The organism is Thermococcus nautili (assembly GCF_000585495.1).
Classification (GTDB): Archaea; Methanobacteriota_B; Thermococci; order Thermococcales; family Thermococcaceae; genus Thermococcus; species Thermococcus nautili.
In genome coordinates, this window is the sequence record NZ_CP007264.1 from 617851 (window position 1) to 642673 (window position 24823).

Sequence of the window (24823 nt, forward strand, 5' to 3'; positions counted from 1 at the left end):
CCCGTCAACATGAACGCGAGGGAAGTCGCTCTGACCGGTCTGTTCGTGGCGTTAACCGCTGTAAGCGCCCAGATTCAGGTTCCCCTCGGGCCCGTTCCCTTCACGCTTCAGGTCTTCGCGGTCATCCTCTCAGGCCTCTTACTCGGTTCGAGGCTCGGCTTCACAAGCCAGGCCCTCTATATCCTGGCCGGCGCCGTCGGCCTTCCAGTCTTTGCGGGCTTTACAGGCGGTTTCGCGCACCTCTACGGCCCAACCGGAGGTTACCTGCTCGCCTTCCCCATCGCCTCCCTCATGGCCGGACTCTTCGCGGAGCGCTCGGAGAGGGTAGAAGTGTGGCTCCTCGGGTCAATCCTCGGAATCGGCGTGATTTACCTCCTCGGCTGGCTTAGGCTGGGCCTCTACCTAAACGGCGACTTTGGAAAGGCCCTCGCCGTCGGAGTGCTTCCATTCATTCCCTTCGACATAGCGAAGGCGGTCCTGGCCGTTGGGGTTGCAAAGGCCGTTAAAAGGGCTCTCCCCTGGCTTTGAGCTCTTCAATCGTTTTCTCCGCGAAGGCGACGTCGAGGGAGTTCCTGACGCGGAAAAAGCTGAGCATAACCTTGGGGTTTCTCTTCGCCAGCTCTTCTATTGAGACCGGCTCGTAGTCGAGGAACTCGATAACCCTTGAAAAGCTCTTGTAACCCTCCGCGAGGGCCGATTCTATCGCATCCCTCAGCGCGTCCTGCTCGTAGACCGCGTGAAATACCTCGGCGCTCCCGTCGTTCCAGACGGGGATTAAAGCTTCCGGTTCGTTCTCGTAGAAGAGACCGACGAGATAGTTCACGAGGAAGGGCATTATCAGTGGCATGTTGCCCTCGACCAGGAAGAAGGGCTCGTCGGGGAGGGCTTTGAGGAGCGCCTCCATCTTGTTTCTCGCGGTCACCGGCACGGGGTTTGAAACGTGGAGCGAGTAAGTCTTCAGCTTGTCCCGTCTAACAATTGTGATGACCTCGTGGATTCTTTTGGCGGTTAAGAGCCTCCTCTCCGTGAGCCTGACGATGGGCTCTTCGTTTACTGGTAGGGTGTAGTTTTCCCACCTCTTCTCTGGAAACGCCAGTATAACGCCGAGCATGTTCACCGGAACGACAACGGCGTTAAAAAAGCTTTTGGCGAATTTCAACGCTTTTCCAGTTTTTCCGAGAAAATCTTAAAGTCCCAGCGGGGTTTTAATATTAGGGGGACGAATCATGCTCGCGGAGGCACTCTTCGGGTTCCTCTTCACGGTCGCCTGGGCGCTATCCTACGCCCTCGTTATCAAGCAGAAAAGCACGGTAAAGGCTCTTCTCGGAGTTTTTCTGCTTTTCGGAGCGATGCTGGCCGTCAACTCCCTCCGCTTTAGAGGAAGCCTCCTCGGATGGTTCCTCGGCATAGTCCCGGGTTTCTTCGCCGGCCTGTGGCTCGTCCAGAAGTACGGCCCGAAAAAACTCACAGAGGAGTCGGCGGTGGCTGTTCTCCTTTTCGGCCCCCTGATTATGGTCGGACTGCTCGTGGCTCTCCTGCTCCTCTGAGCGAAAGTTTTATATACTCAGAGTTACTAAAATTCACCGGCAAGAACGCGGAGGTGATGGGAAATGGCCGAGATGATAATACCCTATCCACAGCTCCAGAAGATTCTGGAGAGGACCTGTGAGCTCGCGGTCATCAAGCCGAGGGCCGAGGAGATGATGGACATCGTTGAGAAGAAGCTCAGCGACCTCTTCGAGGTTGCCTACGAGAACGCCAAGGCCGAGCGCTCGAGCACGATAAAGATGCGCCACATACCGATTACCAAGGGCTTCAAGAACAGCCTGAACCTCTTCAGGGCTGTCATCGAGGACGAGAAGGTCCAGATTGAGCCCATCAGGAAGTACGTCCTCAAGAAGATACCGGGCGACATTCCGCTCGAGGAGGACGTTGTCAACGAGCTTCCGATTATCGCGGGAACTCTCTTCGTGCTCATCGGAAGGGTCATCAAGGCTCTCCACCCGGAGATTAAGAACGTCTACCCGGAGCACATCGAGGAGGCCAAGAAGGTTCTGGACTACACACTTTAAAGTTGTAGGTCTCTTGAATTAATATTTTTATCCTGAATTAAAGAGAAAACCACACAATGTTAGACTTAGGCGAGGCATCTAAAGGGCGTATACTCTTCCTAAAAATCCGTATTTTGTTACTCTCCAAATTTACAGTAGTATTGGTGTTAGAACCTATAATAATTTGACTAATTTCTGCATGATACTCAGGATGAGAGATCTTAGAACTCTCAGAGACTAATATTTTGCGAGCTTGTTGTGGACTTATGCCGAAGAAAGCTTCAAGCTCTCTAAGAAGTTGTTCATTATTAAAATCGCCATTGGATTTAATCTCCCCTATATACATGTTAATTGCATTCTCTGATATACCCACTAGTAAGAAATCTATTTCTTGGTTTACATTATCAGTTCCATTACTTATAACTACATTGGGTGAATATATGAAAAACTTGGAAGTGTCTAGATTATGTATAATGTATTTCAGAGCTTTCTGTGAGTATTCACTCTCAATCTTTTTTGTGCCTTCAAATTGTAAAGCTTTTGCAGTAAATTTAATAAAACTGAGTGTATCATCCAAGTCGTATCTTGCAAAGAGTATTGGATAGGTTAAAAGTGACCCCTTTATAAAGTATTTCGGAAACCTTAAATCAGATCTTATTGTGGTCTTTAGAATATACTCTGCTAGTGGAGAGAACATAAAGTATGGGACATACCCTAATACAATTCTATAGTTTGGAGGAATTTCAAAAGATTTTTGACGAATGACATTATATAAATTCTCAAATATTAGCAAGGTGTTGACTATTAATTGAAAATTATTTTGGCTTTTATAGTTTTTTGGAAAAAACAGATCTACTGTACACATGTTTTTGGAAAGGTTAAACCCAACACCTCCGATAATACTAATTTTCTTAAGTTCGTGTAGTTCCCATGTAACAGGATTGGGGAAAAAGTTAGAAGGAATGTTTAATCTTACAATATTGTATTTATTTTCTATTCTTATGTGTTCTGTTTCCGATGTTTTCAGGTTCTCTAATACTTCGCGTATTTTGATATCTAACTCGTTATTTAGGAGTGCATCTATAAATACTTTGGAATCACTAAAATTAGAAAATATTTTCTGTTCAAACTCTTTTACAAGAACATGATGGTAATACATATTTTTGGGAGTTTGATATATTGTGGAAGTGTAGAATCTATGGATGCTGTTTAAGAGTTGTTTGTATTCGCGTGATACAACAAATTTTTCAATATCATGAATGACTCTTAACGGCTCAAATCTTAAATGGCTAGGAGCAAAGGATCCATCCAATATTGTAAATGCTAGCATTCTTATTGTGATAAAATAGTCAATAATCTTCTGCAATTTAAGCCGTTGTTCGGTGATTTTAACACTGTCCAGATATTTATGTCTTAAGAATATAAATGTTGTCAGTTCTCTCAATTTTTTGTAGTTTTCTTTTTCAGAGTCTTTTATTTTATCAAGAACATTTAACAACTTTAAAAGAGTGAATATTTTGTATACCCTCATTATATTCTCAGTTTTTATAATATTTTGGAGGTTACCCATTATGTTGTCTAAATATTTAAAACGGCCTCTGTTCTTGAAGTGCCGCTTTACCCTTTCTTCTACATCTTCATAAAACTCTTTGTGAAAATCGGGATTATTTAGTAAATATCTCAAAAAAGCATGCTCTGCAGTAAAAGTAGTATAAAGATGACCAAGTGAGTAAAGTAGACTCCAAGATTTTAAAAAGTCTTCAATTGAGGTATATTCCACATTGTTGTTCAATTTTATTGGGGTGCTAAATCTGGGGTTAGATACATGTTTTTTAATTTCTTGAACTAATGTCATCATTGTGATTATGTGATCATATCTTGTGTACATAGGAATTCCTAACGTTTGATGTATTATCCCTAAGTGAGGGACATTTTTGAGTCTCTCTATATCTCCCCTAAAAAGTTCATATATCATACTAGCGTCGTCATACAACTTAATCTCAACTTCTCCAAAAATCGGAAGAGAATGATAAAGTTCAAGCTCCATACTCTCACCAATAATAAAAGAAAGAAATCCAATATATAAGTTTTATTCCGTTAACTCATATCACTCCTTCAACCACCTCTCCATCCAACCGGCGATAAGCTCAAGCCTCTTAACCCTGTGCTTCGGCTTTCCGCTCCTGCTCAGGTCGTGATTCTCGCCCGGAAAGAGGGCGAGCTCAACGGTCTTGCCGAGGTATTTGAGGGCCGTGTAGAACTGCAGCGCCTCCGGGAGCCAGCAGCGGTAGTCCTCCATCGAGTGGATTATCAGGAGTGGCGTTTCCACGTTCGGCGCGTACTTCAGCGGGCTCTTCTCCCAGTAGCCGTCGGTGTTGCTCCAGGGGTCACCCCCTATCTGGTCTGGAGCAAAGAAGTAGCCGATGTCAGTCGTGCCGAAGAAGCTCACCCAATTTGAGATTGAGCGCTGGGTTACCGCAGCCTTGAAGCGCTTGGTGTGGCCAACTATCCAGTTGGTCATGAAGCCCCCGTAGGAACCGCCCGTGACGCCTATACGTTCAGGGTCGATGAAGTCGAAGCGCTTCAGAGCTTCATCAACGACCTCCATGAGGTCCTTATAATCCCTCTCCCCGTACTGGCCCCTTATATCGGCGAACTCCTCGCCGTAGCCGTCGCTACCGCGCGGGTTGGAGAATATTACCACGAAGCCTTTAGCTGTCAAAACGTGGAACTCGTGCATGAAGGCGTATCCGTAAGCCGTCTTCGGCCCGCCGTGAATCTCCAGAATGGCGGGATACTTCTTCCCGGCCTCGAAGTCAACGGGCTTCATAATCCAGGCGTCTATCTCTACTCCATCGCTGGCTTTAACCGTGAAATGCTCCGGCTTGGAGAGCTTGTAGTCCTTAATCCAGCCGTTGAAGTCCGTGATTTTCTTTTCCTTGCCGTCGCGGAGAACGTAGAGCTCCAGCGGAGTAACCGCGTCCTGGGCGGTGAAGGCTATGTAGTCGCCGATTGCAAAGCTCTCGACGCTCCTATCACCGCTGATAACGCGCTCTACCTTCCCATCGAGGTTCACCCTGAAGAGGTTCGCCCTCGGGCCGTCGGTTGCGACGTAGTAGACCCAGCCGTCCCTGAAGACCAGCTCGGCCCTCTGTGCCCCACGAACGTCACTGTTAAGGGAGTTGTAGGCCGAGCGGTCCAGGTCAGCGGTGAGCTTTCTCATCTCGCCCGTCTCGGGGTTGTAGTGGTAGATGTGCGTGTTCGTCGGAATCCCGCGCTCGCGCGTGTTGGCCTTGAGAATGAAAGTGCCGTCGTCGAGCGGAATGAAGTCGCTCACGCCCCACTCTCCGGGGGTCAGGCGCTTCGCCTTCCTGCCTTCGAGCAGGTAAAGGTCGCTCACCATCGGCTTTCTCTCGCGGTCTTCTTGAGCTATAAAGTAGAGCTTCCCGTTGTGGAAGCGGACCTGCGAGACATCGAGGTTCTTGGGCGTTACGCGCTTTTTCCTGCCGGTTTCGATGTCCACCAGATAAACAACGCTCCTCTTCCCGTAGACCCAGCCGACGCCGTTGAACCAGAAGGGAATCTCCTTGATAAGGTGAACGTCATCTTTGGGCTTCTTCTCGACGTCTATCGGCGTTATAACGGCTATGCTCTTACCGTCCTCGGTGAAGCGGAGGTTTTTAATCCCGTACTTGAACTTCGCTAAAAGCCTCGCCTCACCGCCGTCGGTTGGGATAACGTAGAGCTCGGACTCTTTGCCCTCCTTATCGCGCTTGGAAGTGAAGGCTATCAGCTTCCCGTCTGGCGAAAATCTCGGGTTTGAGTCCTTCTTTCCCGAGGTGAAGGGTTTAACCTTCCTGCCATCGTAGAGGTAGAGCCTTGAGAAGTAGTCGTCCTTCTCGACGCTTATCTCGGTGACCTGGAAGACGACCTTCCGCCTGAAGGCGTCGAGGTTGCCGACGAGCTTGAACTTTCCGAGGTCCTTCTCGGCCAGACCTTTCATAGAAACCACCGGGGTAAGTCGGTGTTTTTCGTATAAAAGCTTAGCGTTTCGATGGATATCGAGACATCTCGAAAGCTCCGAAGGTTTTTAAATTCCCCTTCTCCCCTTTAGCGGGGGAGGAGAGATGACCGTGAAGGTCAGATTTGACAAGGAAGTGAGAGACTACGCGAAGGGCGAGAAGGTTAAGGACTCAATCTTAAAGCTCACCGAGACCGCTTTAGCTCAGGCCCTTGAGAACTTCCACAGAAGAATGATTGTAATCGAGGGTGACACGCTGAGGAAAGCCGAGCTGGCCGGAATACTCGCGGGGGCCTCTGCGAGGGTTTTGAGCGAGGTTCTCGACGAGCTGATGAAGAAGCGCCTCCGCGACGAGAGCGAGGATAAAATAGAGGTTCTCTACGCCACCGACGCGCTCGGCGAGGAGACCTTTGGAAGGAAGCGCTACGAGGCCTTCAGGAAGCACTTCGACGTCTTAGCTGGCCCAAACGTCGAGGTAAAAGCCGTTACCTTCAAGCACACCCGCGACATCCTTGGAAGAACCTACGATTTGCTCATCCTCGATATGAGCTACGACTACTCGCCGAACGACCTCGGAAGGATTATCGAGACCGTTCGCGGTGGAGGGCTGATTTTCATCCTCGCTCATCCCTTCGAGAAGTGGAAGAACATGTGGACGGGCTTCCACAAGAGCCTCGTAACGCCACCTTACACGATAGACGACGTCAAGAAGCGCTTCAATAGAAGGCTCATCAGGAAGTTCACGGAGCACGAGGGCATCTACATCATCACCGAGAGCGGAAAGGCCAGGAAGAAGCCGAAGAGGAGCAAGAGCCAGGCGAGGATTAAGGCCAGAAAGGGCGTTCCCATTCCGGAGGAAACCCTCTTCCCGAAGGAGCTCTACGAGATGGCCTTAACCGAGGGTCAGGTTGAGGTTTTGAAGGCCTTCGAGGAGCTGGTAGAGGGCGGAATGCTCGTTCTTACAGCGGACAGAGGAAGGGGCAAGAGCGTTTCCGTTGGAATCGGCGCGATAGGTCTGGCCTTAGCTCTAAAGAAGAGGACGAGGATTGTCGTTACCGCCCCCGAGCTTGAGAACGTTCAGGCACTGTTCCGCTTCGCCAAGCGTGCCCTTGAGAGGCTCGGCTTCAAGCCCTACGTCGTTGAAGAGCGCGGGCTGATAAAGGAGCTCTACGCAAGGAAAATCGGCCTCCGCTATTATCCGCCGGCAGAAGGTTACAAGAAGAGCGCCGACCTCTACATTCTCGACGAAGCGGCAGGAATCCACGTCCCGATACTCCATAAGTATCTCAACAAGGATAGGGTGGTTTACTCCTCAACGATTCACGGCTACGAGGGAGCGGGAAGGGGCTTCTCGGTGAAGTTCCTCAAGAGGGCGAGGGAGAAGAGGGAGTTTAAGGAGCTCCACATGGACGAGCCGATTCGCTACGCGGAAAACGACCCGATTGAGCGGTGGCTCTTCGACGTTCTCCTGCTCGATGCCGAGCCTGTGGAGCTCACCGATGAGGACTTCGAGCTGATTGAGAAGAAGGAGGTCTATTTGGAAGAACCTGACCTCGACGACTGGTTCGAGAACGACCGGGAGGACCTCAGAAACTTCGTCGGAATCTATATCTTGGCGCACTACCGCAACAGGCCGAGCGACGTGGCGCTCTTAGCTGACGCACCCCACCACGAGGCCCGCGTGCTCAGGCTCAAGAACGGCAAGATAGTGACGGCGATACAGATTGCCAAGGAAGGAGGAATTCCGAAGAAGGTAATAGACAAGATGGCCAAGGGCTACAAGCCTCGCGGAAACATAATCCCGGACATGATGGTCAAGCACCATTATTTGAAGGAGTTCGCGAAGCTCAAGGGTTACAGAATAGTGAGGATTGCAACCCATCCGGATGCGATGGACAGGGGACTTGGAAGCAAGGCCCTGGAGCTCCTTGAGAAGGAGGCGAGGGAGAAGGGCCTCGACTGGATAGGCTCTGGCTTTGGGGCCAGTGAGGAACTCGTCCGCTTCTGGGTCAGGAACGGCTTTGCAGTAGTTCACCTCAGCCCCGCGAGAAACCCGGTCAGCGGTGAGTTTACGGCGATAGTACTCAAGCCGATAAGCGAGAAGGCCAAGAAGCTCATCAAGAAGGCCAACGACGAGTTCAGGATAAGGCTTACCGAGTGGCTCGGAGACACGCACAGGGAGCTTGAGCCCGAGATAGCGCGCTGGCTCTTCGAGACGCCTTTCGGCGAGGCCGTTGATTACCCGGTTCACCTCACGGAGATTCAGAAGAAGCGCCTCGATGCATTCACGGGCAAGGTTCTGACCTACGATACCGTGGTAGATGCCGTGAAGCCGATAGTGAAGCTCTACTTCCTCGACGGCTGGATGAAGCCCTACCTGGACGAGAGGCAGATAAAGCTCCTCATCTACCGCGTTCTCCAGGCCCACAGCTGGGAGGAGACGGCGAAGCTGATAGACAGAACAGAAACCTTTACCATGATTGAGGTGCGCGACATAATAAGGGGCCTCTGGTACTACTACAAGCGGCTCCTCTGACGAACATTTTTATATTATTGGCCCGTAAAAGGCCGTGTTGAGTTTCAGTGATTTCAACGGTGACACCTATGCCAGGCGGAAGCTGGGAAAAGATAATCTCAATGACGAAGGATGGAATCAAGAGTATAGGCATGATTAAGCGGAAGTCCAAGCGCGGGAAGAAGATAGCCCTTCTCATTGACGGGCCGAACATCCTGAGGAAGGAGTTCGGAATAAAGCTCGAAGACATCGTTGATGTTTTAGAGAGCATCGGAGACATCCGCGTTGCGAAGGTTATCCTCAACCAGTACGCCCCCCAGGGCCTCATAGAGGCGGTCTCGAATCAGGGGTTTGAGGCCGTTGTCGTTTCCGGCGAGACCGGGGTAAAGCTTGCCGTTGAGGCCATGCGCGAGATTTACAACCCCAACATAGACGTAATCGCCCTCGCGACGCGGAACGCGGAGTTTCTGCCGGTTATCCTCAAGGCCAAGGAGAAGGGGAAAGAAACGGTCGTCATCGGCGTCGAGCCCGGCTTTTCGGTTGCCCTCAAGCACGCGGCCGATTACACCATAGTTCTTGAGCCCAAGAGAGAGGGGAGGGAAGAGGAGTGAAGGAAACGCTCATCAAGGTTCTCAAGCGCGAGAAAGAACCGGAAGAGGAGATAAGCGGTAAAAGCATCGGGCTCATAATAGACGGACCGAACATCCTGAGGAAGGAGTTCGGAATAAAGCTCGAAGACATCGTTGAGGCCCTTGAGAGGCTCGGTCGGATAAGGGTCGCGAAGGTCGTTCTGAACCAGTACGCTCCCCAGGGACTCATCGAGGCGGTCGTCAACCAGGGGCTTGAGCCCGTTATAGTCGCCGGCGACACCGACGTGAGAATAGCGATAGAGGCCATGGAGCTCATCTACAACTCCGATGTTGATGTTATAGCACTGGCCACGAGGGACGCGGATTTTCTGCCCATAATCCAGGAGGCGAAACGGAAGGGGAAGGAAACCATAGTCATAGGCACCGAACCCGGCTTTTCTGTGGCCCTTCAGAACGCTGCTGACTACGTCATCAAGATGGTTAGCAAGGTAGAGGAGTGAACTCACCACTAACCAGAACTGGGAAGCAAACCTTTTTTAATCTCCCAATTATCGGGTTATGAAACGGAACAACCTGTTAATCGGGGGGGTGGTTCAATGAGGAAGGTTCTGGCATTGCTCGTGGTGACTCTGTTCGTCACCTCGCTCCTTGGGGCGAGGCCCGTTAAGGCCGAGGAAACTCTGACCGTTTACTCCTACGAGAGCATCGAGGGTTGGATGAAGGAAATCATTCCGATATTCGAGAAGGAATACGGCGTCAAGGTTCGTCTCGTGACGTTCGGCGACGCTGGAGAAGTGCTCAGCAAGCTGATAATCGAGAAGAACAACCCGCAGGCCGATGTCGTCGTTGGAATAGACAACAGCTACCTCCAGAAGGCCCTTCAGGCGGACATCTTAATCCCCTACAAGCCGGAGAACGCGAAGTACATCCCAGATTGGATTATAAAGGACTTTGACCCGACCTTCCACCTCACGCCCTACGACTATGGTGCTATAGCGATAGTCTACAAGAAGGACGTCGTGAAGAACCCGCCGAAGACCTTTGAGGACCTGACGAAGCCAGAGTGGAAGGGCAAGCTCATCGTCGAGAACCCGCTGACTAGTTCAACTGGAATGGCCTTTTTCCTCTGGACGATTGGCGTTTACGGCGACAAGTGGCCCTACTACTGGGAGAAGCTCAAGCAGAACGACGTGATAATCGTCAAGGGCTGGGGAGCCGGCTGGGAGATGTGGGACAAGAACCAGGCCCCGCTGTTCGTCAGCTACGCCACTGACCCGGCCTACGCGGCCTGCGAAGAGAACAGCACCAACATCGGTGCAATCTTCCTTAACAACACCGCCTACGTCCAGATTGAGGGAGCGGGAATCGTCAAGGGGACGAAACACCTCGAGTTAGCGAAGGAGTTCATAAACTTCCTGATAAGCAAAACCGCTCAGGAGAAGCTCCCGCTCAACCAGTGGATGTACCCGGTTAACAAAGAAGTCAAGCTCCCGGCCTGCTTCAGCTACGCCCTCAACGTCAGCTCGGCGAAGGTCATCACAATTCCCTCCGAAGAGCTCGCTAAGAACACAGACAAGTGGCTCAAGGAGTGGAGGGCTCTGATGGTTGAGGGCAAGAAGCCTGAGGAAATCTCGCCAACGCCGACTTCCACCGCTCCAAACACGAACAAAACCGAGAGCTCAAGCGGTAAGGGTTCGAGTATCTGCGGTCCTGGTTTGATAGTCGGACTTGCCATAGTGCCTCTTCTTCTCAGGAGGAGGCCTTGATTCCTCAATCCTTTTTTACTCAGCCTCAGTTTCACCAAAGTTGCCCATTCTTCTTTTTCTCCAAAATGGAGAAAACTTTAAATAGGCAACGACGCCAAATCTTAACGTTTGAGAGAACCAGGGTAGTGATGACGTATGAAGTACTTCGTCGTTGTTTCGTACGATGACGACGCCGAGCGAAAGCGCGTTGATTACCTGCTCTCCAAGTGGGCGGAAAGGGCGGACGTTGAGAAGCCCAGGGGGATGACGTTCATCATCGAAACAGAACAGGAGAAAGAGTTCTTCGAGGAGCTGTTCTCCAGGATAGAGGGCAACCCTTCAGAGAAAGTCAGGATTTACCGTGTAACCGAGGAATGGCCCGAACTCAGGAAGCGGAGCGCGACGAGGGAATATCTGCTCGCGGAGGAAGAGGGCTTCGTTCGAAGGTTTCTAGCGTACCTGTGCTCCAAGCTCGGAGGAACGTTCAGCCCAGAAGAAGGAACCTGCGAAGTCTACACAAGGAAAGGAAGGGGTGTAATCCAGTTTTCCCTTAGAGGAACACCGAGGGGAACCGTTGTCAGGGTCACGGTCTCGGGCTACGGCGAGGTCGTTGACTACCTCCTCTCGCGTGTGGATGAGGAGCTAAAACCTCTGGCGGGTGATTCCTATGGGACTCTTTGAAGAAGGAGACGCGAACTGCGTTAAGACACTCCTCCGCCCCGCTGAGCGTGTTCTGAGGCTCGGAACCGACGTTTGGCGGGAGAGCTACGGAACCAGGGCAGACCTCTGGGGAAGAATCGTTGAAGCCTACAACCGCTACCAGGAAGGCGAGTGCGGGGACTTTCTGCGCGACCTCGACAGACGCTTCAGGGCCAAGTTTGAGGGAGCACTCGCGTTGCTCGCCTGGTCCTTCGAGCGGAACGGAGAAGACTTCGAACCAGCTAAAAAGAGGTTCACCCCCGAGGAGCTGACCGCAATAGAGAGGCTCTTCCGCTACAACGTCTTCGAGATTTACTCCAAGGACGACATCATGAAGCTGATAATGCACAGGGACAACGAGGTTCTCTCACTCCTCAGGGAGTATTACTCCTTTGACAGATGGCTCCAGGAGTTCCTTCAGAGCCCAAGGCACGGCCTTGCCCTCAGGGACTTCCTGAAATCGACGTGGGACTCGTACAAGGAGAAGATAAACCTCGCGATAGCCGAAGCCACCGCACGTTTCGACTGGTTCAGAGACTTCCTCGAAGAGGCCAAAAAGGAGACAGAAGCCGTTGAGAGGATTTACAGGAAGAAGCTCGACGAGAAGGAGAAGGAAGTCGAGAAACTCAGGAAAGCGATGGAGCTCATCCGCGAGCGCTGGTACGAGGAGATAGAGAAGGCAAAGGCAGAAATCGAGTCCGCCAAGAGGGAGGAAATAGAGGCCCTCAGGAGGAAAAACGAAGAGCTCAGAAGGCGCTTTGAGGAGGAGAAGGCCAAGCTCATCGAGGAAATAGCCAGAATGAAGGACGAGGAGATGAAGGCCAGACTTGAAGAGGAGCTCAGGAAGGCAGAGGAAAGGATGAAGGCAGAGGTTAGGGCCCTTGAGGAGAAGCTGAGGAGAAGGGAGCTTGAGCTGAGGCAGAGGGAGATGGAGCTCAGGAGGAGAGAGCTTGAGCTGTCCAGGGCAGAAGAGGAAGTCCGGAAACGAATAGAGGAAGCCATGAAGATGGTCGAGAAGGCGGAGAAGGGCTCACGCTTTATCAGGAGCGATGAAGCGAGGATAATGGAGATGAACTTCGCCGGTAGGATTAGGAGCAAGCTGAGCGGCGAGCTGAAACTCCTCGGGAAGACCTTCAAGGTCGAGTCCGTTGAGGAGAGGGAAACCTTTGACCGCTCCAGGTACGCTGGAAAGCTCGACGAGGTCGCGCTCAAGAACGTTCCAACCAACGTCGTTGTTGAGGCAACGCTGAAGGAGAAGAAGCTCCTCGGAAGGAAAGAGAGCCTAACCCTGAGGGCGGTCTACCTTTCGAGGCCCGAGCGCTACGCGGAGTACGGCTTCGATACCGACCCGGTCGAGCTCGCCGAGCTGAACGCGCTCCTCGACGACGCGAGGAAAGCGAAGGAGAGGACGGTCCTGCTCGTTGCATCGCCAACCGGTTTCGAGAAGAGGATTCTCAGCTACGTTGCCTCAGATGATTTCCACAGGAACTTCGTGGCCGATAGGGTCTCTCTGCTCCTCCTCGACCTCGGTTCGGGTGAGATGATTCACAACCCCAACGACCCCTACGCGAAGGCCTTTGCCCCTCTCCTCAGGCTTGAGTTCGACGAGGAACTGCTTGAGAAGGCCAGGAGGTTCCTTCTCAACAGGCTGGCCTACAAGCACTACGTCCGCTTTGACGAGGCCATCAGCGAACTCGACCTGCCGGTTGAAATCGTGAGGAAGGCTTTCCTGTCCCTCGGGAAGGAGGGCTACGTTGCCAAGTACGTGGAGGGCGTTGGATACGTCCTCGTTTCGAAGGAGTTTGGAGGTGAATGAGATGGGAATACGCGACGTTTTTGGAAGGAAGAGCACCGTTGAGAGGCTCTCCCTTAGAGAGCTCCAAGAGGAGGAAATTAGGCTCAGGAACAGGCTTGAGAGGCTGAAGAAGGACATAAACGCCATAGAGAAGAAGAAAAAGGAGCTCTTCCAGCAGGGCATAGGCGCGGACAAGCTCAAGAAGAAGATGCTCGCTCAAGAAATCAAAAGCCTCGACATGGAGGAGAAGCTCAAGCTCAAGGAGTTCACGACGGCCCAGAAGCAGTACACCCTCATAAAGAACCTAATCGTCGTCAAGAAGTACGAGAAGGAGCTCCGCGAGGTAGGGGTCTGGGACAAGCTCAAGAAGGTCGAGCCCGGGGAGCTTGAGAAGGCCCTCATACGGATAAACCTCGACGGCAAGGAGTTCAACGAGATGGTGGAGAGCCTCAACAGGGTCTTTGAGATGGAGATAGCCGAGTTCGAGGAGGGCGAAGACGAGACCGAGAGGGAGCTCTTTGAGGCCTGGGCCCAAGTTGAAAGCGGTGAAGCGGAGCCGGACGAGGTTGTGGAGAAAGTTCTGAAGGCTGAGGCGGAGGAGGAGTGACATGGGGCTTCTCTCAAAGTTTTTTGGACCGAAGAACCCTCTAGACGTTCCCCTCAAGGACCTGCTTGAGAACCAGATGAAGCTCGAAGCCCAGATTGAGAAAATCGAGCGCGAGCTCAGGGCGATAGAGGCCGAGATAGCGGAGCTCTTTGAAAGGGCAAAGAAAGCCAAGAGCAGGAGCGAGGAGCTCACGATAGCGACGAAGATAAAGACCCTCAACAAGCGCAAGAAGAACCTCCAGGCAACGCACGCCCAGCTGAACAAGCAGTTGATGCTCGTCAGCAACCTGCTCATCATCAAGGAGAACGAGGAGCTCCTGAAGGGAACGCCAACCTGGGAGATGCTCAGGAAAATGTCTCCGAAGGAGCTTGAGGAGAAGCTAATCGAGATGGAGCTCGACGCCAGGAACTTCAACGAGAGCCTTGAGAAGATGCTCGGCATGACCGACAGGACGATAGGGGTTGAGGACTTTGAGGCCGACGAGGAGCTTGAGGAGATACTGAGCACAATAAGGGCTGTCAAAGAGGGCGAGCTTGAACCAGAAGAGGCCACGAAGAAGGTCGTCGAGGAGGAGACGGAGTGAATGCCGAGGAGGAGCCTTGAAGAGGACTTCGTTCGGAGGCTCATCATCTCGATTTTCCTGATTGCCCTTCTCCAGGGCTTCGGGTTACTCATATCGCTCTTCATATTCCTGCCGTGGATTGAGAGGTTCCTGAGGGAGACGGGCTCCTGGAAGCCCTATCCCGGGCCCGAACCGGTTCCGAGGCCGATGCCCAGGAAACCGCACAGTAGGGGTCCAAATCGTGGAATCTCCCTTACGGACGGGCTGATTTTTGAGGCGCCGAAAAAGCTAATCCAGGGAGCTGAGGCGCTGATAAAGGTCGGTTTCAGGAACAGGACAGGGAAAAGCCTTCGCGTCTCGATAGACCTGTCGGAGCTGGCCCTCTACGGAAAGCTGGAGAGGAGGACCCTCGACCTGTACCTCCTTCCGGGCGAGGAGAGGAGCGAGTACGTGCGCTTCGTGCCCTCGAAGGTTGGGAAGCACGCGCTTACCGTCCGCGTCCGCTCCGGGCCGTTTATGGGGAAGAAGGCCATTGAAATCGAGATTACCGGAGAAAAAGCCGGGGGCAACGGGTTGGAGGCCCTTCTGTCGAGATACGAGAGGGTCGAGCTAATTGGAGAGGGCGGCTTTGGCAAGGTCTACCGCGCCCTGAGGGACGGCCGGTGGGTCGCGCTCAAGGTTCCCCACGTCCTCAACGAGAGAACCGGAAAGCTCTTCCTGCGCGAGGTTTCCATATGGCGCGAGCTGAGGCACGGCAACATAGTGAAGCTCCACGACGCAAATCTGACGCCTTACCCCTACATAGAGATGGAGCTCTGCGACCGGTCGCTCGAAGACCTGGAGAAGCCCCTTCCGGCGGAGCGCGTGGCCGAGATAGCTTTTGAGGTAGCGGAAGGCCTGAAGTACGCCCACTCGAAGGGTATAATCCACCGCGACCTGAAGCCAAGCAACGTCCTCCTCAAGGGCTCCAAGCCGAAGATAAGCGACTGGGGGCTTGCGAAGGTTCTGTTCGAGAGCGGAACCACGACGGTAACGGCGATGACGCCCTACTACGCCTCGCCCGAGCAGATAAGTCCGTCGCGCTTCGGAGGGGTTGACGAGAGAACCGACGTATGGCAGCTGGGCGTTCTCATGTACGAGCTCGCGACGGGGAGGAGGCCCTTCGAGGGGAGCGACTTCGTCGAGGTCGCCGGGAGGATAATCATGGAGGAGCCGCAGAGGCCGAGCGAGCTTAATCCAGAGGCGAAGCCCCTTGAAGGAGTAATCCTCCGCTGTCTGAGTAAGGAGAAGGAGAGGCGCTACGGAAGCGTTGAAGAGCTCCAGCGGGATTTGTCGGGAATCCTCGGCGGGAAGTACCGGGAAGAGCTCAAGAAGAGCGTCGAGCCCTCGCGCTCGGCCTACTACGCGGGCCAGCTGTTCCTCCTCCACCTGCGGCTCGGGGACGCGAAGGAGGCCCTGAAGTACGCGAGGGACCTGCTGAGGTACGCGAGGGGGAGGGAGAGGGAAGAGCTGGAGAGGCTCATCGAACAGATTGAGCTGAGGGTTGAGGAGGGGCTCCCCGTTCCGAGGGAGCTCGTTGAGAAGGGGGAGGTTGTTGTTCACGGAGTTGGCGGCAATCCGTCCAATTGCTCTCATTCTTGAAGGAGGTGTATCAAATGCCCGTTGATTTGACAGGTCCGCTTATGGCGTCCTTCAGAAGGGCCAAGAAGGCCTACGAAAAGGCCCTAGCCGAGGGCGATTACGAGACCGCCAGGAGAAAGGCCCTTGAGTGCGCGAGGATTCTCAAACAGCTCGCCAAGCACGACCCCTACGGTAGGAGCTCCTACCTGGCAAAGGCAAGAAAGTGGGAAGACCTTGCTAAGGGTCTCGAAGAGGGAAGGATTCCGAAGAGGGAGGTCAAGGTAACCTCGGAGGGAACCGACGAGGATGAGCTAAGAACCTACGTCATGGGACTTATAGCAAGGTCAAACGTCAAATGGGGCGACATTGGAGGCCTTGAGGACGTCAAACGGCTCCTCATGGAAACGGTGGTCGTCTCGGCACTCCAGAGACCGGAAGCGGTTCAGCCCTGGAAGGGGGTTCTCCTCTTCGGCCCGCCGGGAACCGGGAAGACCCTGCTCGCTTCTGCTGCCGCCGGAAGTTTAAACGCAACCTTCTTCTCGGTCAAAGCCAGCAACGTCCTGAGCAAGTACTTCGGCGAGTCCGCGAAGATAATCTCGGCCCTCTACGAGGTCGCCCGCGAGAAAGCCCCGAGCATAGTCTTCGTTGATGAAGTAGATGCCCTCACAACCCGGCGCTCCGGCGAGACGAGCGAGGCCAGCAGGAGGATGCTCTCGACGTTTCTAGCGGAGCTTGACGGCTTTCAGGACAAGGGTAGCGACGTGCTCGTTCTAACCCTCGCGGCAACCAACACCCCCTGGGATTTGGACGAGGCGGTTCTCTCGCGCTTTCCGAGGAGGATTTACGTCCCGCTGCCGGACGAGAAGGCCACGAAGGAGATAATCAAAATCAACACGCGCGGGCTCGACATAAGCAGGCTTGACTTGGACGCAATAGCCGAGGAGAGCGTCAGGCGCCTGTACTCGGGGAGGGACATCAAGAACCTCTGCCAGGAGGCGGTATGGAACATGATTCGCGAGGAGAACAGAGACCTCCACAAGCTCGCCGAGCTCCCCTACGAGGAGCTCAAAAAGCGCTCGCTCAGGACGAGACCGCTTGAGATGAGGGACTTCGAGGAGGCATTCAAGAAAATTAAGAGCCCGCTAACGAGGAGAGATGTCGAGAGGTACGAGAAGTGGGCGGAGGAGTTTGGGGGATGAGAAAGGTTGAAATCGCAATTTTGCTCGTCTTCCTTCTCACGTTAAACCCTGCTTTTGCCGTTACAATCGGGATAGACCTCTTCCACGGCGAGAATCCCAAGGGACTCACACCGATGACCTATAAGAATCAGACGCTCGCCCCTGGAATGGTCGAAACGCTCAGCCAGTACACCTTCGTCTACTTTGGAAACGAGAGCTATCGGGACGAGCTGGGAATCCGCTGGCTGGGCAGGTCAATAACCCCGGGCCTGCTGGAAAACGTTGACGTCCTCATAATCGGACAGCCAACGGTCAACCTTTCAAGCGCCGAAATCTCGGCCGTGAGGGAGTGGTTCTATTCGGGAGGAAAGGTTCTGTGGGTTGCCGGTGATTCGGACTACGGAAACGGCGCCAAGACTCAAGAGATAGTGAACGGCCTGCTTGAAGCCCTCGGCGCACCCCTACGCCTTGACCTGTGCTCCGTTGAGGACCCTGTGAGCAACGCGGGAAGACCCTACCGCCCCATAGCCTACGACAGACCGAGCAACGATACCCCTTACAGGGTGCTTTTGATTCAGGGAGTGGCTTATGGCATCCTCGCGCACGGGCCCGGGCCGGTGGCGCTCTTCGCGAACGGCACTTGGAAGCCCCTGGGGGATGAAAACAAGCCTTCGGGGGTTTACATCATACTCCGGACGAGCAAAGATGCCCAAATCGTTGAGAACAGCGCACCCCCCGCGAAGGCTTACAGGGCGGGAGAAACCGGGGAATTCCCGATAGTGGCGGCATGGGTGTGGAGTTCGGGCAACAAACGGAGTGTTCTGATAGTCAGCGGCGAGACGCCCGTTGGGGGCTACGAGCCCATGTGGGTCAGTCAGTACTACGGTATCAAGCTCGACGGGCCAACCTTTGTCTCGAACGTAATCCACTGGGGCGTTACCGTTGCCTCACGTCCCCCTGAAAACAGGAGCTCACCATCAACAACGTTCACGACGGCCGCATCTCCAACGAACAACCAGGTTGTCCAGCCGTCGAGTTCCCAGCCCGCAACAACGAGTTTAGACGGCGTAGAAAAGAGCTCGCCGGTACCGGCCCTTCCTCTCGCACTCGGAGGTATTCTGGTGCTTCTCATCATTGGACTCGCCTTTCTGAAGGGCAGGAGCGGGGGTGAAAAAAGGGCCAACCTCAACGTCCCCGGATTTCCGCCGGAGCTTCTGGAGGGGTATGAGCCCCTTGAGTTCCTCGGGGAGGGCGGCTTCGCCAAGGTCTTCAAGGTCAAGCGCAAAAAGGACGGCAAAACAGTCGCCCTAAAAATCCCGCACCTAACTGAGAAGTCCAGGAAATCCTTCATTAGGGAAGTTCAGGCCTGGAACATGCTGGAGCATCCGAACATAGTAAAGCTCTACCGTGCGGAGGAGAAGCCGGCACCATACCTCGAGATGGAGTTCGTTGAGGGTGCTGAGGTTGATGGGAAGCTCGTTAGAACTCTTGAGGAACTGCCAAAGCCCGTTGATGAGAAAACTGCCCTAGAACTCATCAGAGGCATCGCAGAGGGATTGAAGCACGCGCACTCGAAGGGCATAACCCACAGGGACTTAAAACCCGGAAACATTCTCCTGAAGGCCGACTTAACGCCGAAGATAACCGACTGGGGACTCGCGAAAATCGGAACACATTCAACGACCACCACCTCGGGGGTAACGGTTCTCTACGCCGCGCCGGAGCAGCTTGACCCCGAAACCTACGGGCGCACCGACCCCAGGACTGACATTTACCAGCTCGGCCTCATCTTCTACGAACTCCTGACAGGAAAACTGCCCTACGGGGGGAAGGGCCCCGCAAGTGTAATCGCAAAGATTCTCAACCCAGAAATCAAGCCGAAACCGCCGAGTGCCGTTAGGCCAGAGCTTGCGAAGTACGATGGGCTCTTCGAGAAGTTGCTGGCGAAGAGGAAGGAAGACCGCTACGAAAGCGTCGAGGAGTTTCTGGAGGACCTTAAGCTCTTGGAGAGGCTTGAAGGAGAAAGGGCCGACCTCAGAGGGCAGATTGAGGAGCTCAAGAAAACCATCCAAGTAACGACGGACAGGTCGGAGGTTCAGAGGCTCGTCAGGAAACTCGTTGAAGGACTTGGGAGGAACGCGGTCCTTTCGGCGAGGCTCAACGACAAGGCAGGCCTGATTAGTGCGCTTGAGGAGCTCAAGGAGTTCACTCGGGAAGAAAGGGGAGAGGTTGAGCGGGCGATTGAAACCGTCGAGCTCCTCCTGAGGGAGGGTCTGCCGATTTCTCGGGAACTTGTTGAGAGAGTGGAAGTCCTTGTTGATAGGATTAAACGGGAGGTGGAGAGATGAGGCTAATACTGCCCGAAAATCCATGCGTGGACTTCAGCGGGGCCGGAACTGACTTCGTTTACGGAATAACCCACGTTGGAGGACGAAAGCACAATGAGGACGGCCTGCTCATCATGAAGCTCCCCGACGGCTACTTACTTGCCGTTGCGGATGGACTGGGCGGCCACAACGCCGGGGAAGTCGCTTCTAGGCTGGCCCTGGAAACCCTTGCAGAGGTCTTTGGGGAGGAGTACGTTGAAGGCCTTGAAGAAGACCTTCTCGCGATTCTCCTGAGGAAGGCCCACGAGATTGCCCACTCCGTTGTTAGGGAGCGCGCAAAGGGGCCACTTGAGGGAATGGGGACGACCCTCGTCTCGGCCGTAGTTAGGGGAAGAACCGTTATCGTTGCCAACACCGGCGACAGCAGGGCGTACCTGGTTTCCAGGGGGAGGCTCGTCGCGAGGACGCTCGACCACTCACCACTTCAGGAGCTCGTCCTCATGGGGCAGGTAAGTGAGGAGGAAGCCATGTACCATCCACTCAGAAACAGGGTGAGTTCTGCAATTGGGCGGCGTCTGATGGTTGACCTCTACCGCTGGGAGGTGGGGGCCAATCACATCCTCCTTCTCAGCACGGACGGCCTTCACGACTACGTTCCAAAGGAGGAAATCCTGCGGGCGCTCACCCCGGGGAAAACGGCACGTGACCTCGCCAAAACCCTCGTGGAAAGGGCCCTGCCTGCCACTGAAGACAACGTCACGGTGGTGGTGTGGAGATGGTGAGGAGATGGGCAGTATTCGTTGCGGTGTTGCTGTTAATATCACTCGTTCCACTAAGCCCGACTTTCGCCCAGTCCACTCAGGAGACCGCGCTTAGAATCGTGTACTTAACTGCCCAGGGCAGTCTCTTCACGGGCGTCTTCAACCCGTCCCCGAGCGGAATGACCGACGTTTACACCCACCGCATCTGGTACTTCCTCAACGACCCGCCCTACGTGATGGGGCCCGACGGAAGCTATCACAGCTACCGCTGTCAGCTTGTCAGTGTCAATTACAACGTTCAGGTTCCGGACGATGCTGTAATCTGGAACGACACCCTCGGCGAGTGGACCTCCCCTTACGCTGGCAGAACTGCCAAGAGTGCCGTCACCTGGAAGTGTGGCCTTGGAACCTGGGTTGACGGCCAGAAGATAACCCTCGCCGACTACCTCTTCGCCTACGCAATGGACTGGGACTGGAGTCATGAAGGGGGAGCGTACTACGACCAGAGCTGGAGCGCCAGCGTGGCCGGCAAGCTCCAAGGAATCTACGGTCTCGAGGTGAAAGCCGTCACATCCGATTACGTTGAGTTCACGGTCTACCAGGATTACGCAGTTCCATACAGCAGGTGGACCACCGCCGTTAACTACGTTCCCTACCCGGAGTTCCCCTGGCAGCTCTATTATGCAGCCTCCGAGCTCGTGGCAAAGGGATACGGTGGCAAGGTGTTCTCGTGGAGCTCAAAGCCCACCAACGGGTACCAGCTCAACCTGATAGACGGGGAGCAGATGGAGTACATTTCGGGCATGCTCTCAAGGCTAAAGGATGAAGCCCCGATTCCGGACCCCCTGTCGGAGCTTTCAAACGTTCTCGGAAAATGGGGTCTGGACTACTACCACTCCGGCCTTCAGGATGCAGAAAGCGGGTACTCAGCCCTGATAAGCTGGATTTCAAACCACAAAAATGCCCTCGTAACCAACGGGCCGTACTACGTTGATGACTACAACCCCGGTGCAATGAGGCTCGTCCTCAAGCTCGCGAACAACAGAAGGGTTGGATTCCCGGACACCGTTAATGGTAAGACCATCCCCTGGGAGCCGTACTGGAGAGAGATTGACGTTTACGGCGTTCTCAACGACTACACAGCTATCCTCTCCGTTGCTAAAGGCGAGTACGACCTGTACTGGTTCACCAGACCTTATGGTACTTTGTCCAGTGTGGTCCAGGAATACGGCAAGAACATCAACCTAATCAAGGCTATCCCCACTTGGTGGAGCATCAACCTCAACCTCGCAGGAGACCCCACGACAGGCCTCGTGGAAACCTCCAACGGAACCCGCTTCAACCCGTTCGCGCTCCGTGAGGTCAGGTACGCTATGAACTGGCTCATCAACAGGCAGTACATCGTCAGCCAGGTACTCCAGGGAAGCGGAGCACCTCTCTACGGTCCAAACCCTACAGGCCAAGTTAACGCACACGAGAATTACGTAACCGTTGCGAAGGCCATGGGCATAACCCCGCAGGGTGACGAGGCCTACGCCATCAAGATGATTGACGAGGCCATGAACAAGGCATCCTCGGAACTCTCAGACCTAGGACACACCCTTGAGAAGAGGAACGGTGTCTGGTACTTCGACGGCGAGCCGGTTACCGTGAAGGTTATCGCCCGCGTTGAGGACAAGAGACTTGACGAGGGCAAGTACATTGCTCAGATACTCCAGAAGGCGGGCTTTAAAGTGGAGCTCATCCAGTGGCAGAGAACCCAGGCCAACAAAGCAGTTTACAGCAGTGACCCAACCACCCTCCAGTGGCACGTTTACACGGAGGGATGGCTTGCAGGCGAAATTCGAGACGTTACGTCCCTTGCCCAGGACTTCTGGTTCTTCGACATCTACGTTGACCCGAACTGGGGTTCCAACTACCACAACCCGGTAACGGTCAGAGACGTTCTCAACGCTATCGCCAGCGGTGACGTTGCCAAGTTCATCAGCGAACTAAACCTCAAGTACTACAACACTCCAGATAAGCTCAAGCCGCTCCTCGACTGGACCGGCTACGACCTCGCCAGCCTGCTCGCTTACTCGAAGTGGACCAAGAACGGACTAACGGTAAGTATGTGGAACATCGACCAGTTCTGGGACCTCTACAAGCTCGCCTACGCACTCCACCTCTACAACTCCCCCAGAATCTACACGGCCGAGTTGTGGGACTTCTACATCACCAACAAGAGAGTGAAAGTTGGAATCCCCGACCCAGTTACGGGACTTGGAAGCTTCCTTGCCGTCCGTTCACTTGAACCCGCTGAAACATTGGTGTCAGGGGAAACAACGGGAACAGGAACAACGACTTCAACACCCTCACAGGTGCAGAGTGATAGGGGAACAATCGAAGTAGTCTCCGCACCTGCAGGCGCTGAGGTTTACGTTGACGGAGGCTACCAGGGAATAGCGCCAATAAACGTCAGTGTATCCCCTGGGACGCACAGGGTTCAGCTGAAGATGCCCGGCTATGAGGAGTACTCGACGACGGTCACGGTAGATGCTGGAAAAACCGTTGTTCTAAACGTAAACCTGGAACCCAAATCCGGAACCCTAGTAGTTGACTCAACACCTTCGGGAGCCAGCGTTTACGTGGACGGCACCTACCGCGGGACTACTCCCCTGACCGTTGAGCTACAGCCGGGCAAGCATACGATAAACGTGACTCTCGAAGGCTACAAGCCATACATGGGGACAGTCAATGTTCCTCCAGGCGAAACCGTAAAGATAACGGCGAAGCTTGAGAAGAAAATCGCGACGGGGACGGTTTGGATAAATTCCCAGCCCACAGGGGCGGACGTCTACGTTGACGGCACGTGGCGCGGGACAACACCGCTGACGCTCACCCTTCCACCGGGTACCCACACAATAGAAATCCGGAAGGAAGGTTATCAACCGACCAGAAAAACGGTTGACATTGCCCCAGGAGAAGAAAAGAAAATAACGCTAACCCTCTCGGTGGTGACCTCTCAGGATACCCAACCGAAAACGACCAGCGAATCCACGCCGGCCAACGCAGTTCCAAGGAAGGCCATCGCAGGTGTTCTGGCCGTGTTCATCCTTGTTGGGGCGGTGTTCCTTCTCAAGCGCTCGCGCTCTGGAGGAAAGACCCAAAATGAGCCCTCCAAGGGTTCAATTGAGGGCTTCCCGGCCGAGCTCCTAGACAGATACGAGCCCCTTGAGTTCCTCGGAGAGGGCGGTTTTGCCAAAGTCTTCAAGGTCAAACGCAAAAAGGACGGCAAAACAGTCGCCCTAAAAATCCCCAGAATCGACGAGAAAACCAGCAAGACCTTCCTCCGCGAGGTTTCAACGTGGTTCCAGCTCAACCACCCCAACGTCGTCAAGCTCTACGACGCGGACATCTTACCAGTTCCCCACCTTGAGATGGAGTTCGTTGAGGGTGCCAAGGTTGATGGGAAGCTCGTTAGAACGCTTGAAGAACTGCCAAAGCCCGTTGATGAGAAAACTGCCTTAAAACTAATCAGGGGAATAGCGGAAGGCCTAAAACACGCCCACTCGAAAGGCATCGTTCACCGCGACTTAAAGCCCGGAAACATCCTCCTCAAGTCAGACCTAACACCGAAAATAACCGACTGGGGACTCGCGAAAATAGGAACGATGAGCTCGGGAAGGAGCGTGATGGGCTACACCCCACTCTACGCCGCGCCGGAGCACCTGATGCCGAGCAAGTTCGGAAACACCGACCACAGGACAGACGTATGGCAGTTGGGGACGATTTTCTACGAGCTACTGACCGGCAGGGTTCCGTTTGAGGGCTACACCTACGAGGAGGTCTTCGGCAAGATAACTGACGAGAACTACCTCCACAAACCACCCTCAGAGTTCAACCCGGCCCTAGCGAAGTACGATGGGCTCTTCGAGAAGCTGCTGGCGAAGAGGAAGGAAAACCGGTACGGAAGCGTTGAAGAATTCCTGAGGGACCTTGAGAAGCTCGAAGAGAGCGAGAGGCGGAAGCAGGAGCTCGGGTTCCAGGTTGAGGAGCTGAAGAAAACCCTCGCAAGAAGCGTGGAGGCTCTGAAGAGGAGCAAGACCGCCGAGGAAATCAGGGAGAACAGCAGGCTCGTAGTCCAAACTCTCTCGAAGCTCGCTTTAGCCTACGCGGAGCTCAACAGGAAGGCAGAGCTTCTCAACACCCTGAGCGACCTGAAATTCTATACAACCCAGCACAGAGAGGAGCTCGGGAGGGCAATTGAAGCCCTTGAGCTCATGATTAGAGAAAACCTGCCCGTAAGAGAGGACTTCGTTGAAAGGCTCAAGGTGCTCCTTCACGAGATAGAGCGTGAAAACGGGGTGTGA

General features: G+C 53.9%; 19 protein-coding genes. 16 read left to right on the top strand and 3 right to left on the bottom strand.

What is annotated here, in order from left to right; all coding sequences use genetic code 11:
* Window positions 1-9 precede the first annotated feature (9 nt).
* Window positions 10-528, top strand: coding sequence for a biotin transporter BioY (locus tag BD01_RS03405; protein WP_042690041.1), 519 nt, complete (start codon window positions 10-12; stop codon window positions 526-528).
* Here the strand turns inward: BD01_RS03405 and BD01_RS03410 are convergent.
* A complete protein-coding gene (locus BD01_RS03410; protein WP_042693133.1) occupies window positions 503-1111 on the bottom strand; it encodes a molybdopterin-guanine dinucleotide biosynthesis protein MobA in 609 nt (202 codons plus the stop codon). The genes BD01_RS03405 and BD01_RS03410 overlap by 26 nt on opposite strands.
* Window positions 1112-1226: 115 nt before the next feature.
* Between BD01_RS03410 and BD01_RS03415 the strand changes: the two genes are divergently transcribed.
* Both BD01_RS03415 and BD01_RS03420 read left to right on the top strand, forming a co-directional pair.
* Window positions 1227-1547: a hypothetical protein gene (locus tag BD01_RS03415; RefSeq protein ID WP_042690044.1), complete on the top strand. Its 321-nt coding sequence runs from the start codon at window positions 1227-1229 to the stop codon at window positions 1545-1547.
* A gap of 63 nt (window positions 1548-1610) precedes the next feature.
* Window positions 1611-2072: a DUF1931 family protein gene (locus BD01_RS03420; RefSeq protein ID WP_042690046.1), complete on the top strand. Its 462-nt coding sequence runs from the start codon at window positions 1611-1613 to the stop codon at window positions 2070-2072.
* Window positions 2073-2109: 37 nt separating this feature from the next.
* On the opposite strand, the gene BD01_RS03425 is transcribed toward BD01_RS03420, so the two are convergent.
* On the bottom strand, window positions 2110-4098 hold the full coding sequence (locus BD01_RS03425; RefSeq protein ID WP_042690049.1) for a hypothetical protein: 1989 nt from the start codon (window positions 4096-4098) through the stop codon (window positions 2110-2112).
* A gap of 60 nt (window positions 4099-4158) precedes the next feature.
* The gene (locus BD01_RS03430) at window positions 4159-6054 is read right to left on the bottom strand and encodes a S9 family peptidase (RefSeq protein ID WP_042690051.1); all 1896 of its coding nucleotides are present in this window, start codon (window positions 6052-6054) and stop codon (window positions 4159-4161) included.
* A 124-nt stretch (window positions 6055-6178) separates the two neighbouring features.
* Between BD01_RS03430 and BD01_RS03435 the strand changes: the two genes are divergently transcribed.
* The 13 genes from BD01_RS03435 to BD01_RS11145 all read left to right on the top strand — a co-directional run bounded on the left by BD01_RS03435 (window position 6179) and on the right by BD01_RS11145 (window position 24823).
* Complete coding sequence (locus BD01_RS03435) at window positions 6179-8608, top strand: tRNA(Met) cytidine acetyltransferase TmcA (protein ID WP_042690054.1); 2430 nt, start codon at window positions 6179-6181, stop codon at window positions 8606-8608.
* Between the two features lie 68 nt (window positions 8609-8676).
* Window positions 8677-9198 (top strand): TIGR00288 family NYN domain-containing protein, encoded by a 522-nt coding sequence (locus BD01_RS03440; RefSeq protein WP_042690057.1) that lies wholly within the window; start codon window positions 8677-8679, stop codon window positions 9196-9198.
* Window positions 9195-9677 carry a TIGR00288 family NYN domain-containing protein gene (locus tag BD01_RS03445; RefSeq protein ID WP_042690059.1) on the top strand — a complete coding sequence of 161 codons (483 nt, stop codon included), beginning with the start codon at window positions 9195-9197 and terminating at the stop codon, window positions 9675-9677. Before BD01_RS03440 ends, BD01_RS03445 begins: the two co-directional genes overlap by 4 nt.
* 96 nt (window positions 9678-9773) lie before the next feature.
* Window positions 9774-10943 carry a thiamine ABC transporter substrate-binding protein gene (locus tag BD01_RS03450; RefSeq protein WP_042690062.1) on the top strand — a complete coding sequence of 390 codons (1170 nt, stop codon included), beginning with the start codon at window positions 9774-9776 and terminating at the stop codon, window positions 10941-10943.
* Window positions 10944-11078: 135 nt separating this feature from the next.
* Window positions 11079-11603, top strand: coding sequence for a hypothetical protein (locus BD01_RS03455; RefSeq protein WP_042690065.1), 525 nt, complete (start codon window positions 11079-11081; stop codon window positions 11601-11603).
* Window positions 11590-13437, top strand: coding sequence for a hypothetical protein (locus BD01_RS03460; protein ID WP_042690068.1), 1848 nt, complete (start codon window positions 11590-11592; stop codon window positions 13435-13437). Before BD01_RS03455 ends, BD01_RS03460 begins: the two co-directional genes overlap by 14 nt.
* Before the next feature lies 1 nt (window position 13438).
* Complete coding sequence (locus BD01_RS03465) at window positions 13439-14023, top strand: hypothetical protein (RefSeq protein WP_042690069.1); 585 nt, start codon at window positions 13439-13441, stop codon at window positions 14021-14023.
* A 1-nt stretch (window position 14024) separates the two neighbouring features.
* Window positions 14025-14606 (top strand): SNF7 family protein, encoded by a 582-nt coding sequence (locus BD01_RS03470; RefSeq protein ID WP_042690072.1) that lies wholly within the window; start codon window positions 14025-14027, stop codon window positions 14604-14606.
* A complete protein-coding gene (locus tag BD01_RS03475; RefSeq protein WP_042690075.1) occupies window positions 14607-16226 on the top strand; it encodes a serine/threonine-protein kinase in 1620 nt (539 codons plus the stop codon).
* Between the two features lie 14 nt (window positions 16227-16240).
* Window positions 16241-17404, top strand: coding sequence for an ATP-binding protein (locus BD01_RS03480; protein WP_042690078.1), 1164 nt, complete (start codon window positions 16241-16243; stop codon window positions 17402-17404).
* Complete coding sequence (locus tag BD01_RS11385; protein ID WP_245599266.1) at window positions 17401-19731, top strand: serine/threonine-protein kinase; 2331 nt, start codon at window positions 17401-17403, stop codon at window positions 19729-19731. Before BD01_RS03480 ends, BD01_RS11385 begins: the two co-directional genes overlap by 4 nt.
* Complete coding sequence (locus BD01_RS03490) at window positions 19728-20492, top strand: PP2C family protein-serine/threonine phosphatase (RefSeq protein WP_084606313.1); 765 nt, start codon at window positions 19728-19730, stop codon at window positions 20490-20492. The genes BD01_RS11385 and BD01_RS03490 overlap by 4 nt, the downstream gene beginning before the upstream one ends.
* Complete coding sequence (locus BD01_RS11145; RefSeq protein ID WP_084606314.1) at window positions 20486-24823, top strand: PEGA domain-containing protein; 4338 nt, start codon at window positions 20486-20488, stop codon at window positions 24821-24823. The genes BD01_RS03490 and BD01_RS11145 overlap by 7 nt, the downstream gene beginning before the upstream one ends.

What these genes read in the sequence shown, in the direction of transcription:
- BD01_RS03465 (WP_042690069.1), top strand. Translation starts at nt 13,439, where the DNA reads ATGGGAATACGCGACGTTTTTGGAAGGAAGAGCACCGTTGAGAGGCTC.
- BD01_RS03440 (WP_042690057.1), top strand. Translation starts at nt 8,677, where the DNA reads ATGCCAGGCGGAAGCTGGGAAAAGATAATCTCAATGACGAAGGATGGA.
- BD01_RS03455 (WP_042690065.1), top strand. Translation starts at nt 11,079, where the DNA reads ATGAAGTACTTCGTCGTTGTTTCGTACGATGACGACGCCGAGCGAAAG.
- BD01_RS03470 (WP_042690072.1), top strand. Translation starts at nt 14,025, where the DNA reads ATGGGGCTTCTCTCAAAGTTTTTTGGACCGAAGAACCCTCTAGACGTT.
- BD01_RS03415 (WP_042690044.1), top strand. Translation starts at nt 1,227, where the DNA reads ATGCTCGCGGAGGCACTCTTCGGGTTCCTCTTCACGGTCGCCTGGGCG.
- BD01_RS03430 (WP_042690051.1), bottom strand. Translation starts at nt 6,054, where the DNA reads ATGAAAGGTCTGGCCGAGAAGGACCTCGGAAAGTTCAAGCTCGTCGGC.
- BD01_RS03480 (WP_042690078.1), top strand. Translation starts at nt 16,241, where the DNA reads ATGCCCGTTGATTTGACAGGTCCGCTTATGGCGTCCTTCAGAAGGGCC.
- BD01_RS03425 (WP_042690049.1), bottom strand. Translation starts at nt 4,098, where the DNA reads ATGGAGCTTGAACTTTATCATTCTCTTCCGATTTTTGGAGAAGTTGAG.
- BD01_RS03405 (WP_042690041.1), top strand. Translation starts at nt 10, where the DNA reads ATGAACGCGAGGGAAGTCGCTCTGACCGGTCTGTTCGTGGCGTTAACC.
- BD01_RS03420 (WP_042690046.1), top strand. Translation starts at nt 1,611, where the DNA reads ATGGCCGAGATGATAATACCCTATCCACAGCTCCAGAAGATTCTGGAG.
- BD01_RS11145 (WP_084606314.1), top strand. Translation starts at nt 20,486, where the DNA reads ATGGTGAGGAGATGGGCAGTATTCGTTGCGGTGTTGCTGTTAATATCA.
- BD01_RS03450 (WP_042690062.1), top strand. Translation starts at nt 9,774, where the DNA reads ATGAGGAAGGTTCTGGCATTGCTCGTGGTGACTCTGTTCGTCACCTCG.
- BD01_RS11385 (WP_245599266.1), top strand. Translation starts at nt 17,401, where the DNA reads ATGAGAAAGGTTGAAATCGCAATTTTGCTCGTCTTCCTTCTCACGTTA.
- BD01_RS03460 (WP_042690068.1), top strand. Translation starts at nt 11,590, where the DNA reads ATGGGACTCTTTGAAGAAGGAGACGCGAACTGCGTTAAGACACTCCTC.
- BD01_RS03490 (WP_084606313.1), top strand. Translation starts at nt 19,728, where the DNA reads ATGAGGCTAATACTGCCCGAAAATCCATGCGTGGACTTCAGCGGGGCC.
- BD01_RS03475 (WP_042690075.1), top strand. Translation starts at nt 14,607, where the DNA reads ATGCCGAGGAGGAGCCTTGAAGAGGACTTCGTTCGGAGGCTCATCATC.
- BD01_RS03410 (WP_042693133.1), bottom strand. Translation starts at nt 1,111, where the DNA reads ATGCTCGGCGTTATACTGGCGTTTCCAGAGAAGAGGTGGGAAAACTAC.
- BD01_RS03435 (WP_042690054.1), top strand. Translation starts at nt 6,179, where the DNA reads ATGACCGTGAAGGTCAGATTTGACAAGGAAGTGAGAGACTACGCGAAG.